Source organism: Cupriavidus sp. Met-2 (assembly GCF_049843575.1).
Taxonomy (GTDB): Bacteria; Pseudomonadota; Gammaproteobacteria; order Burkholderiales; family Burkholderiaceae; genus Cupriavidus; species Cupriavidus metallidurans.
In genome coordinates this window covers 171,101-187,503 of the sequence record NZ_JBBHZL010000006.1, presented here as the reverse complement: position 1 = coordinate 187,503, position 16,403 = coordinate 171,101, and the positions used below count along the sequence as shown (strand labels likewise).

The window sequence follows — 16,403 nt, the reverse complement described above, 5'->3', positions numbered from 1 at the left end:
ATGCATCGCAATGCATCGCGCAGGCTATTGCCAGCCTGCCTCGCCGTCGCCACGCTGCTCGCCACGGGGTCCGTGGCACTGGCCCAGAGTGCGCCGGCCACATCCAGCAAGATCAAGGTCGGCTTCATGCTGCCGTACACGGGCACTTATGCCGCCCTCGGCGGGGCCATCGAGAATGGCTTCCGGATGTACGTGCAGGAGCAGGGCGGCAAGCTGGGCGGCCGCGAGGTTGAATACTTCAAGGTCGATGACGAGTCCGATCCGGCCAAGGCGCCGGAGAATGCCACCAAGCTGATCAAGCGCGACCAGGTCGACGTGGTGGTCGGCACGGTTCATTCGGGCGTGCAAATGGGCATCGTCAAGGTGGCCAAGGAAAACAATACGCTGCTGATCATTCCCAATGCCGGCGTGGACGAAGCCACCGGGCCGCTGTGCGGTCCCAACATCTTCCGTTCGTCGTTCTCGAACTGGCAGCCGGGCTATGCCATGGGCCATGTGCTGGCGGATCGCGGCCTGAAGAAGGTGGTCACGCTGACGTGGAAATACGCAGCGGGCGAGCAGTCGGTCAAGGGCTTCAAGGAAGCGTTCGAAGCCAAGGGCGGCAAGGTGGTGAAGGAGTTGAGCCTGCCGTTCCCGAACGTCGAATTCCAGGCGCTGATTACCGAAGTGGCTTCGATCAAGCCCGACGCCGTGTTCGTGTTCTTCGCCGGCGGCGGCGCGGTCAAGTTCGTCAAGGACTGGCAGGCCGCCGGTCTCAAGGACAAGATTCCGCTGTACGCATCAGGCTTCCTGACCGACGGCACGCTCGAGGCGCAGGGCGTCGCGGCGCAGGGTCTGGAGACCACGCTGCACTATGCCGATGGCCTGACCAATCCGCGCGACAAGAGCTTCCGGCTCGACTACGCCAAGCTGTACAAGCTGCAGCCCGACGTCTACGCGGTACAAGGCTACGACGCCGCGCAACTGCTGGCCGCTGGCGCCAATGCGGTCAAGGGCGACATGTCGCGCAAGCCGGAGGTCATCAAGGCGATGGAAGCCGCGAAGGTGGATAGCCCGCGTGGCGCCTTCACGCTGTCGAAGGCGCACAACCCGGTGCAGGACTTCTATCTGCGCAAGGTCGATGGCCGCGACAACAAGGTCAGCAGCGTCGCCGTGAAGGCGCTGGCCGATCCGGCGCGCGGCTGCCGCCTGTAATCGCACGTTGGAAAGCGGCATCGCGATGGACCTTGTCTCGTTTCTGATCCAGTGCCTGAACAGCGTGCAGTACGGGCTGCTGCTGTTCCTCGTGGCCAGCGGCTTGACGCTGATCTTCGGCATCATGGGCGTGATCAATCTCGCACATGGCAGCTTCTACATGCTGGGGGCCTATCTGGCATTCACGCTGGCCAGCCTGACGGGCAACCTGTTCATTGCGCTGCCGCTCGGCATCGTGCTGGCCGTGCTGTTCGGGTACGTGCTGGAGTGGGCCTTCTTCAGCTACCTGTATCAGCGTGACCACCTGCAACAGGTGCTGATGACATACGGGCTAATCCTGGTCTTCGAGGAGTTGCGCAGCATCCTGGTGGGCGACGACGTGCACGGTGTGCAAGTGCCGTCGCTGCTAGACTGGTCGCTGCCGGTGGGCAACGACATGACCTATCCGGTGTATCGCCTGTTCATCTCCGCCGTCTGCCTGTTGGTGGCCGGCGCGATGTACTACGTGATTCGCCGCACGCGTGTGGGCATGATGATCCGCGCCGGCGCCACGAACCGCGAGATGGTGCAGTCGCTTGGCGTCAACGTGACCGTGCTCTATCGTTTCGTGTTCGCGCTCGGCGTGGCCCTGGCCGTGCTGGCAGGCATGATCGCCGCGCCGGTTTCCTCGGTCTACCCGGGCATGGGCGGGCAGGTGCTGATCATCTGCTTTGTCGTGGTCGTGATCGGCGGTATCGGCTCGGTCAAGGGTGCGCTGGTGGCGTCGCTGCTGATCGGCTTCGTCGATACGTTCGGCAAGGTGTTCTGGCAGGATGCGGCTGGCGTGCTGGTCTACCTGCTGATGGCCGTGATCCTGCTGTGGAAGCCCCAGGGGCTGTTCCGCGCGGGCTGAGCAGGAAATCCTGACATGCATTCCGATTCCTTGACACCGCCACCGCAGGACATCCGCCGCCCGGCCTGGATGGCGACCGCTGGCTGGCTGGTGGCCTTGGCCGTGCTCTGCGCCATGCCGATGCTGCTGACCGCCGACAGCCACAAGTACTACATCGAGCTGCTCAGCAAGGTCATGATCATGGCGATCTTCGCGCTGTCGCTGCAGCTGCTGATTGGCTACACCGGGCTGGTGAGCCTGGGCCACGCCGCCTACTTCGCAATGGCCGCCTATGCCACGGCGATGCTGGCGCCCGAGAGCGGGCCGGGCAATGGCTGGCTGCTGCTGTTCGGCGCCGTGGGCGCGGCGGCCGCGCTGGCGCTGGTGGTTGGCGCGCTCGTGCTGCGCACGCGCGGCATCTACTTCATCATGGTCACGCTGGCCTTCGCGCAGATGGTGTACTTCGTGTTCCACGACACGAAGATCGCCGGTGGCAGCGACGGCACCTACATCTACTTCCGTCCCGAGTTCGGGCTGTTTTCGGCGCGACCGGTGACCGTGAACGACCCCGTGCAGTTCTATTGGCTGGTGCTCGTTGCGCTGGCGCTGACCGTGGCCGCGCTGACCTTGCTGCTGCGTTCCCGCTTCGGCCACGCGCTGGTGGGGATCCGGCACAACGAGCAGCGGATGCGGGCGGCCGGGTTTGGCACGTATCGCTATCAGCTCGGGGCGTTCGTCGTGGGCGGTGCGTTCGCGGGGCTGGCTGGGTACCTCTATGCGATCCAGTTCGGTTTCGTGAATCCCGAGATTGCTTCCTGGCATCAGTCGGGCAACGCGATGCTGATGGTGATTCTTGGCGGCGTCGGCAGCCTGGCTGGCGCCGTGCTGGGTGCATTCTCGTTCGTGCTGCTGGCCGAATGGTTCGGCACGTTGACCAAGCACTGGCAGTTGCTGATGGGCGGTTTCATCATCCTGGCGGTGGCGTTGCTGCCGCGTGGGCTGGTCAGCGTGCCGGCGGTGCTGCGGCATCGTTCTCCGCGTCGCGCGCGGCGGGCCGGCGCGGCCACCGAATCGAACACACGCAGCCGGGAGGCCGTATGAACACGATCCCATCGGTTCCGGTACTCGATGCGCAAAGCCTCACGCGCCGATTTGGCGGGCTGACGGCGGTCAACAGTGTGGACCTGGCCCTGCATCTGCACGAGATCCATGCGGTAATCGGCACCAACGGCGCCGGCAAGTCGACACTGATCAACCTGTTGTCGGGCGAACTGCCGCCATCGGAGGGCCGGCTGCAACTGCAAGGGCGCGATGTCACGGGCTGGGCGCAGCCCAAGCTGGCGCGCCACGGCATTGGCCGCAGCTACCAGCGCAACAACATCTTCCTGCCACTGACCGTGCGCGAAAATTGCCGGCTTGCGGCGCAATCGCGCGCGCAGCGGGCCTGGCGTCTCTGGGAGCCGGCGCAGGGCTGCCGCACGAGCCGCGCGCTGGCCGACGAAGCGCTCGAACGGGCGGGGCTGATGCAGCACGCCGGTCGGCTTGCCAGCGATCTCGCGCATGGCCAGAAGCGCCAGCTCGAGGTGGCCATGTGCCTCGCGACCGAGCCCGTGGCACTGCTGCTCGACGAACCGCTGGCTGGCATGGGGGCGGAGGAGTCTGAGCGGATGCTTGACCTGCTGCGCGGCCTGAAGGAGGGCCACGCGATCCTGCTGGTCGAGCACGACATGGAGGCCGTGTTTGCCGTGGCCGATCGCATCACGGTGATGGTGAACGGCACGGTGATCGCCACTGGCGATCCGGCCAGCATCCGGGCCAATCGGGAAGTGCAACTGGCCTACCTCGGCGAAGAGGAGGCCGCATGAGCCATGCCGCGATCATTGACGCAGATGGCGTCAACGCCTGGTATGGGTCGAGCCACGTGCTGCGCGGCATCGACTTTCGCGTCGGCGCCGGCGAGTCGGTTGGCCTGCTTGGCCGCAACGGCATGGGCAAGAGCACGCTGCTGCGGACGCTGCTGGGCCACGTGCGCGAACGTGAAGGCGGGATCCGCGTGGTGGGGCGCGATATGTCGCGGGCGCGGCCGCATGAGGTCGCCAGGCTCGGCATCGCCTATGTCCCGGAAGGGCGGGGGATATTTCCTAACCTGAGCGTGCGCGAGAACCTGTTGATGGCTGCGCGCGCCGGGAGCCAGGGCCGCAAGGATTGGGACGAGGTCCGCGTGCTGGACCTGTTCCCACGCCTGAAAGAGCGGTTGTCGCACGGCGGGCAGCAGTTGTCGGGCGGCGAACAGCAGATGCTGTCGATCGGCCGCGCGCTGATGACCAACCCGGATTGCCTGATTCTGGACGAGGCCACCGAAGGGCTGGCGCCCAAAATCGTCCACGAAATCTGGAATGTGATCGCCACGATACGGGCGACGGGGATCGCGTCAGTCGTTGTCGACCGAAACTACCGGGCCGTGCTGGCCCATGTGGACCGGGTGGTCGTGCTGGAAAAGGGGCTGGTGGTCATGTCCGGGCCCGCTGCCGATCTGGCCGCCGCGCCGGCGGCGCTGGACCGTTACCTGGGTGTTTGATTTCCAGATTCGGCGGCCCACCATGGGGCGCCGTTGTGGCTTGTCCGCAACGCTCGTTTGGTGGGGCAACCCACTGCAAAGTGTGACCAGAGCTTGACCATGGCCCGGTTCGCTTCCATGCTTGTTCGGTCGCATTGGCAACACGGGCATCTTCCACAGTGGTCGTCTTACAGCACTTCATCTAGAATGCGCGCGTTTGTGCAATGCAATAGAGGTAGAGACGGCCATACCGCCCCATCGGGGACCGGAGCCGCTTGCGCGAGAGAATTTGTGCCTGAATCACCACATCGGTAGGTGTTATGTCCGGCAGCCCGCCGGGTGAGCCGAAGTCAGGCCGTAGAGGCGCGAGCCGGTCCACCAGACCCAAATCCATGACTCAATCCACAACCAGTCACTACTACGTCGAAAGCCCGAGCTCCCGTGCGCTCGTGGTCGGCGCGATCGGTGTCGTCTTCGGCGATATCGGCACCAGTCCCCTTTACTCGCTCAAGGAATGCTTCAGCCCGGAACATGGCATTCCGTTCAGTCCCGATGCGGTACTCGGCATCATCTCGATGCTGTTCTGGGCCTTTGTTATCGTCGTGTCGCTGAAGTACGTGATGTTCGTGATGCGCGCCGACAACAACGGCGAGGGCGGCATTCTGGCGCTGATGGCGCTGGCCTTGCGCACAGCGGCGCCACGGTCACGCATGGCCAAGCTGATCATGATGTTCGGCATCTTCGGCGCGTGCATGTTCTACGGCGACGCGGTGATCACGCCGGCCATCTCGGTGCTGTCTGCCGTCGAAGGCCTGGAGATTGCCGCGCCGGGGCTTTCCCACTTCGTGATTCCGATCACGCTGCTGATCCTGGCCTTGCTGTTCTTTATCCAGCGCAGCGGCACGCATGTGGTGGGCAAGCTGTTCGGGCCGATCATGGTGGTGTGGTTCCTGGCGCTCGGCGCGCTGGGCCTGATCCATTTGGTGCAGGCACCCGGGATCGTCAAGGCCATCAACCCGGTCTATGCGGTGTCATTCCTGCATGACCACTCGCTCCAGGCGTTCATCGTGCTGGGTAGCGTGTTCCTGGTGCTGACTGGCGCGGAGGCGCTCTACGCCGATATGGGCCACTTCGGCGCGAAGCCGATCCGCACGGCCTGGTTCGTGCTGGTCATGCCGTGCCTGATCCTGAACTACTTTGGCCAGGGGGCAATGCTGCTGGGCAACCCCGACGCGATCGAAAATCCTTTCTACCTGATGGTGCCGTCGGCGCTGCAATTGCCGATGGTGTTGCTGGCCACCGCGGCCACGGTGATTGCGTCGCAGGCCGTCATCTCGGGAGCGTTCTCGCTGACGAGCCAGGCCATTCAGCTTGGTTTCATGCCGCGGATGCGTATCCGCTATACCTCGGCGGCGGAAATCGGCCAGATCTACATGCCCGTGATCAACTGGATCCTGCTGGTACTTGTGATCTGCGTGGTGCTGGCGTTCAAGAAGTCCGATAACCTGGCGGCCGCGTACGGGATCGCCGTGACCACGACGATGGTGATCACCACGTTCCTGGCCGCGCTGGTGATGCGCAACGTCTGGAAGTGGAACCCTGCATTGGTGACGCTGATCAGCCTGACGTTCCTGGTGGTCGACATGTCGTTCTTCGCGGCCAACCTGCTCAAGATCGCCGAGGGCGGCTGGTTCCCGCTGCTGATGGGCGGTAGCGCGTTCTTCCTGTTGATGACCTGGCACAGTGGCCGGAAGCTGCTGCGCGCGCGTAGCCTGGAGGATGGCATTCCGCTGGAGCCGTTTATCGCCGGCCTGCTGGCGCACCCGCCGCATCGCGTGGAAGGTACGGCCGTGTTCCTGACCGGCAACACCGAATCGGTGCCGGTGTCGCTGCTGCACAACCTCAAGCACAACCGCGTGCTGCACGAGCGGGTGGTTTTCCTGCAGTTCGTGACGCGTGACATTCCGTACGTGGACGACGACGAGCGCCTGAGCTGCAAGGATCTGGGGGGAGGCGTCTACATCCTCAAGTCCGAATATGGCTTCAAGGAAACGCCTGATGTGCAGCGGGTTCTGGATCTGGCCCAGCGCAAGCTCGGCATGCAATTCGAGCTGATGGAAACCTCATTCTTCATCGCGCGTGAATCGGTGATTCCGTCGAAGCTGCCGGGTATGTCGATGTGGCGCGAAAGCCTGTTCGCGTGGATGCATCAGAACGGCGCCAAACCGTCGGACTTCTTCTCGATTCCGGCCAACCGCGTGGTGGAGCTTGGGACGAAGGTAGAAATCTGATTCCCGAGGTCCAGATGTGACAACGCCCCGCAATTGCGGGGCGTTTTGTTTTTTCCTCCTCTCCCGCGAGCGGGAGAGGAGAACTGCCGGACTTAGCGCTTCAGCTTGGCGAATGCCGCTGCCATCGCGCCTTGCTGCACCGCTTCACGACGGTTGCCGCCGTTGGAACCCTTGCCACTGCCGTTACGCTGGCCACCGCGATCATTCGAACGATCGGCGCCGCCTGCACGTGCCGTAGCCTGGCCCGGCTCGTCATCGAGGCGCATCGTCAAGCCGATGCGATTGCGCTTGACGTCCACTTCCATCACCTTGACCTTGACGATCTGGCCGGCCTTGACCACCTCGTGTGCATCCTTGACGAACTTCGTCGAAAGTGCCGAGATATGGACCAGGCCGTCCTGATGCACGCCGATGTCGACGAACGCGCCGAAGGCCGCCACATTCGTCACCACGCCTTCAAGCACCATGCCGGGCTGCAGATCCTTGACGTCCTCCACGCCATCCTGGAACGTCGCGGTCTTGAACTCGGGGCGCGGGTCGCGGCCCGGCTTTTCGAGTTCGGACAGGATGTCGCGCACGGTCGGCAGGCCGAACGTGTCATCGGCAAACTGCTGGGCCGACAGGCCGCGCAGGGCGTCGCGGTTGCCCATCACATCGGGCAGCCCCTTCTTGATGTGATCCAGGATGCGCTGCACCACCGGATAGGCTTCCGGGTGCACCGACGAGCGGTCGAGCGGGTTGTCCCCGTCGTTGACGCGCAGGAAGCCGGCGGCCTGTTCGAACGTCTTGTCGCCCAGGCGCGGCACCTTCTTCAGCGCATCGCGATTCGAGAACGCGCCATTGGCGTCGCGGTATTCGACGATATTGCGCGCCAGTACCGAGTTCAGGCCCGAGACACGTGCCAGCAGCGGGGCGGAGGCCGTGTTGACGTCCACACCCACCGCATTTACGCAGTCTTCCACCACGGCGTCCAGCGCACGCGCGAGTTCGCGCTGGTTCACATCATGCTGATACTGGCCCACGCCGATCGATTTCGGGTCGATCTTGACCAGTTCGGCGAGCGGGTCCTGCAGCCGGCGGGCGATCGACACCGCGCCGCGCAGCGACACGTCGAGTTCCGGAAACTCCTTGGCCGCCAGTTCCGAGGCCGAGTAGACCGATGCGCCAGCCTCGCTGACCACGATCTTGGTGAGCTTCAGCTCGGGCGCGCCCTTCATCAGGTCCTGCACCAGCTTGTCCGTTTCGCGGCTGGCCGTGCCGTTGCCGATCGAGCACAGCGCGACGTTGTGTTGCTTGGCCAGACGTGCCAGCGTGGCCAGCGAACCGTTCCAGTCGCGGCGCGGCTCGTGCGGGTAGATCGTTGCCGTTTCCAGCAGCTTGCCCGTGGTGTCCACCACGGCGATCTTGCAGCCCGTGCGGATGCCCGGGTCGACACCCATCACCGATTTCGGGCCGGCCGGCGCGGCCAGCAGCAGCTCGTGCAGGTTGCGGCCGAACACCTTGATGGCCTCGCCCTCGGCGGTCTCGCGCAGTTGCGTGAGCAGTTCGGTTTCCAGATGCGGCTGCACCTTGACGCGCCAGCTCCAGCGGCAGACGTCGGCCAGCCACTTGTCGGCGGGGCGATTCTGGTTCTGGATGCCGACGTGGCGCGCGATCATGCCTTCGCACGGATGCGGCACCATCGCGTCCTGTTCCTCCCCAAGGCCCAGCTTGACCATCAGCACGCCCGCGTTGCGGCCGCGGAACAGCGCCAGCGCGCGGTGCGACGGCACGGTGCGGATCGTCTCGCTGTACTGGTAGTAGTCGCGGAATTTCTCTTCCTCGGCGGTTTCCTTGCCCTCCACGACGGAGGACGTCACCACGCCGTTGCTCCAGAGATGCTCGCGCAGCTTGCCGAGCAGTTCCGCCGTTTCGCCGAACTGCTCCGACAGAATGTCGCGCGCGCCGTCCAGCGCGGCCTTGACGTCGGGCACGCCGCCGTCGGCGGTGGGGTTGCCGTTGACGTACTTGGCGGCCTCGGCTTGGGGATCGAGCGTCGGGTCGGCCAGCAGTGCCTGCGCAAGTGGTTCCAGGCCGCATTCACGGGCGATCTGGGCGCGCGTGCGACGGCGCGGCTTGTAGGGCAGGTACAGGTCTTCCAGCGTCTGCTTGGTCTCGGCCGCTTCAATGGCCGCGCGCAGTTCGTCGGTGAGCTTGCCCTGTTCCTCGATCGACGCCAGGATCGTGGCGCGACGATCTTCCATGTCGCGCAGGTAAAGCAGGCGCTCCTCAAGCGTGCGAAGCTGCGTGTCGTCCAGGTTGCCCGTGACTTCCTTGCGATAGCGGGCGATGAATGGCACCGTGGCGCCTTCGTCCAGAAGGTTGACGGCAGCCGCTACCTGGCGGGGTTGCACGGACAGTTCGGCCGCGATCAGCGACACAATCTTTTGCAGAACGGAAGCAGGCAGATTGGACATCGAGAATACGTGTCAGTCGAAAGCGGGGCATTGTGCCACAAGCGCGATGCGCGCCTGGTGACGGGGAGACACCTTTTGTGCCCGCTGTTTTCCGACGTGGTGGCGCATCCACGGGCAGGCACAAGTTGCAACGTTCGCCCAGGGGTCCGAAGTGGCCCCGGATGTTAGAATTCCGCCATGATCGTCAAGCCCCATCCGGCCACCATGGCTGCCCCGGTTTCCCAAGTGCCCACAGTGTCTTCCACGGCTCTCACCATCGCGCTCGCGGCGCTACTGCTGGCTGCGCCGTTTCGGCCCGCCATGGCGCAGGCGTCCACGCCGGCTGCAGCGGCTGTGCCGCCGGCCCCAGGCGTCGCGCGCGATTTCGATGCCGAGCGCAAGGCGATCGACGACTCGCGGACCTGGACCAAATATCGCTACGCGGTGGCGGAACGTGCGTGCTACAGCAAGTTCCTGGTGAACAACTGCATCGACAAGGCCAAGGAAGTCCAACGCGGCGAGCTGCAGGTGCTGCGCGAGCGCGATCTGGAGGTGGGCGATGCCGAGCGTGCCTACCGGGCGACCCAGCGTGATCACGACCAGGCCCTGCGGCGTGCGGAGTACGAGGCCAGCCTGCCCAAGCGGGCCGCCGACGAACAGGCCAGCCGCGAAGCCTTCGAACGCAAGCAGCAGGACCAGGCGCTGCGTGATGCGCAGCACAATGCTGGCGCGCCGCAGCGGGCGGCCAATGCCGAGGCTTACCAGAAGAAGCAGGACGATTTCGCCACCAAGATGCAGGAGGCACAGCAGAAGGGTGCCGAGCAGGCCCGTCAGCACGAGGAGAACGCGAAGGCATACCAGCAAAAACAGGTCGATGCCGCGCAACGTCAGAAGGAACTGGAAGAACGCCGCGCCCGCGCCGCGGAAAAGCAGAATCAGGGGCAGTCGTCGAAGCCCAGCCCATTCGGATTCTGATCTGGCTCGAACAACACCCGGGCAATGGCCGCAAGGCAGGGCAGGGGAAGGCGCAACATGGACGAGAACCTCAATACGCTGGCGCGACAGATCATCGAACTGCAGATCGAGCATCGTGATCTGGATTTCATGATCGACCGCCTTGCGTCCGATCCGTCGCATGACGAATTGCAACTGCGCCGGCTCAAGAAGCGCCGGCTCAAGCTCAAGGACGCCATCACCCTGTTGCAAGTGCAGGTCGAGCCCGACGTACCCGCCTAGCATAGATATCCACCGGTCCCTCCGGCGCCATGACAAAAGCGTGCGCGACCAATCGCGCCACGCCTCAGGAAGTTCCAACTTGTCCGAACCGATCGAAGACACATCCTTATCCGACGGCCCCAATGTGGCCGGAGCCGCCGACATGCCGGAGTCGCTCGCGAACGCCGTTGCCGCGGCGGCAGCCGACCAGGCCGCGCTAAGGTCTTCGCAACTCGCTACGATCTTTGCCGAAACCGGCACGCTGGCCAGTGCGATCCCCGGCTACCGGCCGCGCGCGGCGCAGGAGAAGATGTCCGAGGCCGTGGCCAATGCGATCGCCGACAACGACACGGTGATCGTCGAGGCTGGCACGGGTACGGGCAAGACGTACGCCTATCTGGTGCCGGCCATGCTCTGGGGCGGGAAGGTCATCCTTTCGACCGGTACCAAGAACCTGCAGGACCAGCTTTACCTCCGCGACATTCCGACGGTACGCCATGCGCTGAACGTGCCGATCTCCGTCTCCCTGCTCAAGGGGCGGGCCAACTACGTTTGCCACTATCACCTGGAGCGGGCACAGGCCAACGGCCGGCTGGCGTCGAAGCAGGATGCGGCCTGGTTGCGCGAGATCAGCCGATTCGCCAAGACCACGACGTCCGGGGACAAGGCCGAGCTGGCCGAAGTACCCGAGAACGCGCCAGTGTGGCAGCTCGTGACGTCCACACGGGACAACTGCCTGGGCAGCGAATGTCCGAACTACAAGGAATGCTTCGTGATGCGCGCCCGCAAGGAGGCGCAGCAGGCCGACCTTGTGGTCGTCAACCATCACTTGTTCTTTGCCGACGTTGTGCTGCGCGATACCGGCATGGCCGAATTGCTGCCCGCCGCCAACACAGTGATCTTCGACGAAGCGCACCAGTTGCCCGAGACGGCGACGTTGTTCTTCGGCGAAACGTTGTCGACGAGCCAACTGCTCGAGCTGGCCCGTGATACCGTGGCCGAAGGGCTGTCGCACGCGCGCGATGCGGTGGACTGGGTCGCGCTTGGGGCACCGCTCGAACGGGCTGCCCGCGATCTGCGCCTGGCTTTCGGCAGGGAGAACGCCCGCCTTGCGCTGGGGCAGATCGACGCCGACCCGCGCATTCGCGAGCCGTTTCACGAAACGCTCGACGCGCTCGACACGGCGCTGTCCGACTTTGTCGAGGCACTGGAATCGCAGGCCGAGCGTGCCGAGGAGCTTGAACAGTGCCATCGCCGCGCGCTCGAACTCGCCCAGCGGCTGGCGGCATGGCGCGACGACCGGATTGCCGCATCCCCGGTGCCTGCGGCCGAGCCGGCCGACGATGCGGAAGGCGACCAGACTTCCCAGTCTGTCCAACCTGCCCAGCTTGGCCCCGAAACCGTACGCTGGGTGGAAGTGTTCTCGCACACGGTGCAGTTGCATCGGACGCCGTTGTCGATCGCGCCAATCTTCAGCCGGCAACGCGCAGGCCAACCACGCGCGTGGGTCTTCACCTCTGCCACGCTGTCCGTGAAGGGCAACTTCACCCATTACGCCGCGCAGCTTGGGCTGGATCGCGATCGGTCGTTGACACTGCCGAGCCCGTTTGACTATGCGAAACAGGGGCTGCTGTATGTGCCCCGGGATATGCCACCGCCGCAATCGCCTCAATTTACCGAGGCGGTGGTGGAGCGGGCGCTGCCGTTGATCGAGGCGGCAGGTGGTCGCACGTTCCTGCTTTGCACCACGTTGCGGGCGGTGCAGAAGGCGTCGGACATGCTCTATGACCTGTTCGCTGAGCGTGGTATCAACCTGCCGCTGCTCGTGCAGGGCCAGGCGAGCCGTACCGAATTGCTCGACCGCTTCCGCGAGCTTGGCAATGCCGTGCTGGTGGGCAGCCAGAGTTTCTGGGAAGGCGTTGATGTCCGTGGCGAGGCGCTGTCGCTGGTCATCATCGACAAGCTGCCGTTCGCACCGCCCGATGATCCAGTGCTGGCAGCGCGCATGGAAGTACTGCAGAAGAAGGGGCTCAGCCCGTTCGCGGTTCACCAGCTTCCGCATGCGGTGATCACGCTGAAGCAGGGTGCTGGCCGACTGATCCGGTCTGAGACCGATCGCGGCGTGCTGGCGATTTGCGATACCCGGCTCGTGGAAAAGCCGTATGGCCGGCAGATCTGGCAGAGTCTTCCGCCGTTCACGCGCACGCGAGAAGCCGACACCGTCATTCGGTTCCTGGAAGGGTTGGGGCGAGGTGAGGCACCGGCGTCCGAGTCCGACACGGATTCGGAGTAGCTGTCCCAGTTTGTACCAGGCAACCACGAGTTCGTAGCATCTGCCCGCCGGGGATGGTCTTCCCGCACCAGACTTACTCGATCGGCAGCGGCTACGAGATTCCGAGTGACCGCAGCCAGCGCATCCAAGCGGCTTGGTCGCCATGACGAGGCCTACGGCACGTACGATGGTTATCGTGCCGAGAAGGGGGCGTGTTCATGAGCCCAACGTCTGGCGTCAGGCCAAAAAAAACCGCACGGATCGCGTGCGGTTTTTTTGTTGCTTGCATCGAAATGTCCATTGCGGACAGGTTCGGCAACCTCAGAACACTTCCCACCAGGACTTGTCCTTGCGGCGCTGCCCATATTTGATGTAGTCGCTGTTCGGATAGTTGCGTTCCATCACGCGGGCGGCATCGTCGCGCAGATCCTTCATGCCCAGCGCATCATACGAGCGGACCATGATATACAGCGCTTCCTCGTTGGCCGGCGCGCCGTCGTAGTCCTTCAGCGCCTGCTGCGCGCGGTTGACCGCAGCCAGGTAGGCGCCGCGGCGATAGTAGTAACGCGCCGCGTGAACTTCGTGCTGGGCCAGCGAGTTGACGATGTACTGCATGCGCAGCGTGGCGTCGGGCGTGTACTTGCTGTCCGGGTAGCGGGTGATCAGGATCTGGAACGCGTCATAGGCTGCTCGCGCCGCCTTCGGATCACGTTCGCTCAGATCCTGGCCGGAGAACCGGCCCAGCCAGCCCAGGTTGTCGTTGAAGTTGATCAGCCCCTTGAGGTAGTAGGCGTAATCGATGTTCGGGTGGCTCGGGTGCAACTGGATGAAGCGGTCGACGGCAGCCAGCGCGGCAGCGGTCTCGCCATCCTTGTAGTTGGCGTAGGCCGTATCGATCTGCGCCTGCTGGGCGTAACGGCCAAATGGATAGCGGCCCTCGAGCTTCTCGTAGAGCTTGACGGCGCGCGTGTAGTCGCCGCCATCTAGAGCATCCTTGGCTTCAGAATATAATTTGTTCGCTGACCAGCCAGCCGTTTCGTCCGGCTGGTCGCCCAGCAGGCCGCACGCGGACAGCATGACGCAGCCGCCTGCAAGCAAAATCGCTCCAAATCTCGCGCGCCAATTAGCGCGTCTCATGCTCTGCAATTGCATGGGCAACCTGTTCCCGGATGAAAAATAGCGCCAAGCATTATAGCCGAAGCCCCAAGCCCGAAACCGGGCCGGAGCGCCACACCGAATCCACCGCCGTAGCGGACGTCGATACGGAGGAGTTTGGCGACCTCGGTGAGTTCAACGACGATGTGCCGGTCTCGCCGCCGGCCGCGTCGGATTTCGTGCCACTGTACATGGAAGTCGATAGCGCGTCTCACGGCGAGCGCCTCGACAAGCTGCTCGCGCGGCACTTCAGCGAGTTTTCGCGTAGCCGTATCCAGCAATGGATCGAGGATGGCGCCGTAAGGGTCGATGGCGAGCCAAGCCGTGCCAAGGCATCGGTCCAGATGGGCCAGAAGATCGAGGTCCAGCCGCAGGCCGCCCCGGAGTCCATGGCATTCACGGCGGAAGACGTGCCCCTCGACGTCGTGTACGAGGATGATGCCATGTTGGTCATCAACAAGCCTGCCGGACTGGTCGTCCACCCCGCCGCCGGCAACTGGAGCGGCACCGTGCTGAACGGGCTGCTGCATCGCGACCCGTCTGCGGCAAGGCTGCCCCGCGCGGGGATTGTCCACCGGCTGGACAAGGAAACCTCCGGCCTGATGGTGGTGGCACGGACGCTGGTCGCCCAGACGGATCTGGTGCGACAGCTCGCCGCGCGCACGGTCAAGCGGACCTATCTCGCGCTGGTCTGGGGCGAGACCCCCGATGACGGCACGATCGATGCACCGATCGGCCGGGACCCTCGCGAGCGCACGCGCATGGCGATCGTGCATACGAACAGCGGCAAACCGTCGCGCACGCACTTCGAGACCCTTGGCACGGTGCCGCTGGGCCGGGGTAAGGTGTCGATGGTGATGTGCCAGCTCGAGACCGGTCGGACGCACCAGATCCGCGTGCATTTCGAGTCGATCGGCCATCCGCTGGTGGGCGATCCCGTCTATCACAAGGCCACGCAACGCGGGCAGCGCCCCGCGATCCGTGTGCCGCTGCCTGTCCCGTTCACGCGCCAGGCGCTCCATGCCTACCGGCTGGGGCTCGTGCATCCGGTCACCGGCCGCAAGATGTCGTGGGAAGCCGAGCCGCCCGAAGACCTCCAGGCCTTGATCGATGCCCTCGACTTCGAGGGGCATGCGCAGGACGATGAAGAGGAAGACGACTGGTACGAAGGGGACGACGATGACCAAGGCGACCACGACGACCATGACGACGAATGATCGCCCGGCCTGGATCGTGCCCGACTGGCCCGCGCCGGCGTGGGTGCGCGCATTGTCGACCACGCGCCATGGTGGTGTCAGTGCAAGCCCCTACGGCCTGGCCGATGGATCGACCGGTGGCCTGAATCTCGGCACGCATGTCGGTGATGACCCGGCCGCCGTGTCCGAGAATCGGCAGCGCTTGGCGGAACATCTGCCGGCTATGCCGCGCTGGCTCGACCAGGTGCATGGCTGTGGCGTGGTCACGGCCGACGGCGTCACGGATGGTGTGCCGCAGGCGGACGCGAGCATCGCCACCGAGTCAGGCCACGTCTGCGCGATCATGACGGCCGATTGCCTGCCAGTGCTGCTCTGCGATGCGGCGGGCACGGTCGTTGGCGCGGCACATGCGGGCTGGAGAGGGCTCTGTGATGGGGTCATCGAGGCCACGCTGGCACGCATGGCAGCGCGTGCCGGCCCCGATCCAACCTGGCTTGCATGGCTTGGTCCGGCCATCGGGCCGACGGCATTCGAGGTAGGTGCCGAGGTCCGTGCCGCCTTCATCGAGCGCGCGCGCGACGACGAGCGGGCAGGGGTCGAGGCAGCGTTTCTCCCGGGCGCGCCGGGCAAGTACTGGGCCGATATTTATGCGTTGGCCCGCATCCGGTTGGCACGCGCGGGTTGCGTGCGGGCTTACGGCGGGGATGCCTGTACCGTTACCGACGCCGATCGCTTTTTCTCCTACCGCAGGGACCGCACGACTGGCCGCATGGCCACGCTCGTCTGGCTGGAACGCTGACAGCCGCCGCCGGCCGTGGCACCGTCTATTGGCCGGCTTTCGACTCGGATTCCGCCGTCTTTGCCGCGGCGGCTTCGCCGGCTTCACGCGCTTTTCGCCGCCTGCGCCGGCCCGGCGTCCCCATGATGTACATCACGATCGCGACCGGAGCCAGTCCGTAAAACAGAAAGGTGGCCACGCCAGCCACCGCGTTGGTCTCGGTAATCGACATCATCAGGACGACGTAGAGCCAGCCAATTGCCACGATATACATCAGACTTTCATCTCTTTCGTGTATGAGTTCATGCTGCCTGGCACGCCGCGCCAGGCCTACCGTCCGGTAGGTCGGGATTTGGCGGCCAGGGAGTTACCTGTCGTGCGGATTTCCGCATTGACAGCGTCTACATTGCGAGGCAACAATGCCTTTAAATGTATCGAA

General features: G+C 64.6%; 14 protein-coding genes. 11 read left to right on the top strand and 3 right to left on the bottom strand.

The features are described from left to right. From WD006_RS15410 to WD006_RS15385, 6 genes are all read left to right on the top strand, one after another. On the top strand, positions 1-1,194 hold the full coding sequence (locus tag WD006_RS15410; protein ID WP_029308106.1) for an ABC transporter substrate-binding protein: 1,194 nt from the start codon (positions 1-3) through the stop codon (positions 1,192-1,194). Positions 1,195-1,219: 25 nt separating this feature from the next. Then, a complete protein-coding gene (locus WD006_RS15405; protein WP_008652164.1) occupies positions 1,220-2,086 on the top strand; it encodes a branched-chain amino acid ABC transporter permease in 867 nt (288 codons plus the stop codon). A gap of 15 nt (positions 2,087-2,101) precedes the next feature. Continuing rightward, on the top strand, positions 2,102-3,166 hold the full coding sequence (locus tag WD006_RS15400) for a branched-chain amino acid ABC transporter permease (protein ID WP_011516002.1): 1,065 nt from the start codon (positions 2,102-2,104) through the stop codon (positions 3,164-3,166). Further along, positions 3,163-3,930, top strand: a complete 768-nt coding sequence (locus WD006_RS15395; protein ID WP_017513260.1) for an ABC transporter ATP-binding protein — start codon at positions 3,163-3,165, stop codon at positions 3,928-3,930. Before WD006_RS15400 ends, WD006_RS15395 begins: the two co-directional genes overlap by 4 nt. Beyond that, positions 3,927-4,643 (top strand): ABC transporter ATP-binding protein, encoded by a 717-nt coding sequence (locus tag WD006_RS15390; protein ID WP_029308105.1) that lies wholly within the window; start codon positions 3,927-3,929, stop codon positions 4,641-4,643. The genes WD006_RS15395 and WD006_RS15390 overlap by 4 nt, the downstream gene beginning before the upstream one ends. Positions 4,644-5,014: 371 nt before the next feature. After that, positions 5,015-6,913, top strand: a complete 1,899-nt coding sequence (locus WD006_RS15385; protein ID WP_008646843.1) for a potassium transporter Kup — start codon at positions 5,015-5,017, stop codon at positions 6,911-6,913. A gap of 92 nt (positions 6,914-7,005) precedes the next feature. On the opposite strand, the gene WD006_RS15380 is transcribed toward WD006_RS15385, so the two are convergent. Continuing rightward, positions 7,006-9,369, bottom strand: a complete 2,364-nt coding sequence (locus WD006_RS15380; RefSeq protein ID WP_011516006.1) for a Tex family protein — start codon at positions 9,367-9,369, stop codon at positions 7,006-7,008. A gap of 177 nt (positions 9,370-9,546) precedes the next feature. Here WD006_RS15380 and WD006_RS15375 point away from each other — a divergent pair, with 177 nt between their 5' ends. The 3 genes from WD006_RS15375 (at position 9,547) to WD006_RS15365 (ending at position 12,856) form a co-directional block, all read left to right on the top strand. Next, positions 9,547-10,323 (top strand): hypothetical protein, encoded by a 777-nt coding sequence (locus tag WD006_RS15375; RefSeq protein WP_029308104.1) that lies wholly within the window; start codon positions 9,547-9,549, stop codon positions 10,321-10,323. A gap of 57 nt (positions 10,324-10,380) precedes the next feature. Continuing rightward, positions 10,381-10,584, top strand: a complete 204-nt coding sequence (locus tag WD006_RS15370; RefSeq protein WP_008646837.1) for a YdcH family protein — start codon at positions 10,381-10,383, stop codon at positions 10,582-10,584. A gap of 142 nt (positions 10,585-10,726) precedes the next feature. After that, the gene (locus tag WD006_RS15365; protein WP_224446137.1) at positions 10,727-12,856 is read left to right on the top strand and encodes an ATP-dependent DNA helicase; all 2,130 of its coding nucleotides are present in this window, start codon (positions 10,727-10,729) and stop codon (positions 12,854-12,856) included. Positions 12,857-13,156: 300 nt separating this feature from the next. On the opposite strand, the gene WD006_RS15360 is transcribed toward WD006_RS15365, so the two are convergent. Next, complete coding sequence (locus WD006_RS15360; RefSeq protein ID WP_024570892.1) at positions 13,157-13,987, bottom strand: outer membrane protein assembly factor BamD; 831 nt, start codon at positions 13,985-13,987, stop codon at positions 13,157-13,159. 17 nt (positions 13,988-14,004) lie between these two features. Here WD006_RS15360 and WD006_RS15355 point away from each other — a divergent pair, with 17 nt between their 5' ends. Together WD006_RS15355 and pgeF are read left to right on the top strand one after the other, a co-directional pair. Next, positions 14,005-15,207, top strand: coding sequence for an RluA family pseudouridine synthase (locus tag WD006_RS15355; RefSeq protein WP_029308103.1), 1,203 nt, complete (start codon positions 14,005-14,007; stop codon positions 15,205-15,207). After that, a complete protein-coding gene (gene pgeF / locus WD006_RS15350) occupies positions 15,170-15,985 on the top strand; it encodes a peptidoglycan editing factor PgeF (protein WP_175582358.1) in 816 nt (271 codons plus the stop codon). The genes WD006_RS15355 and pgeF overlap by 38 nt, the downstream gene beginning before the upstream one ends. Before the next feature lie 25 nt (positions 15,986-16,010). Here the strand turns inward: pgeF and WD006_RS15345 are convergent, their stop codons facing one another. After that, on the bottom strand, positions 16,011-16,238 hold the full coding sequence (locus tag WD006_RS15345; RefSeq protein ID WP_011516119.1) for a hypothetical protein: 228 nt from the start codon (positions 16,236-16,238) through the stop codon (positions 16,011-16,013). Positions 16,239-16,403: the final 165 nt, after the last annotated feature.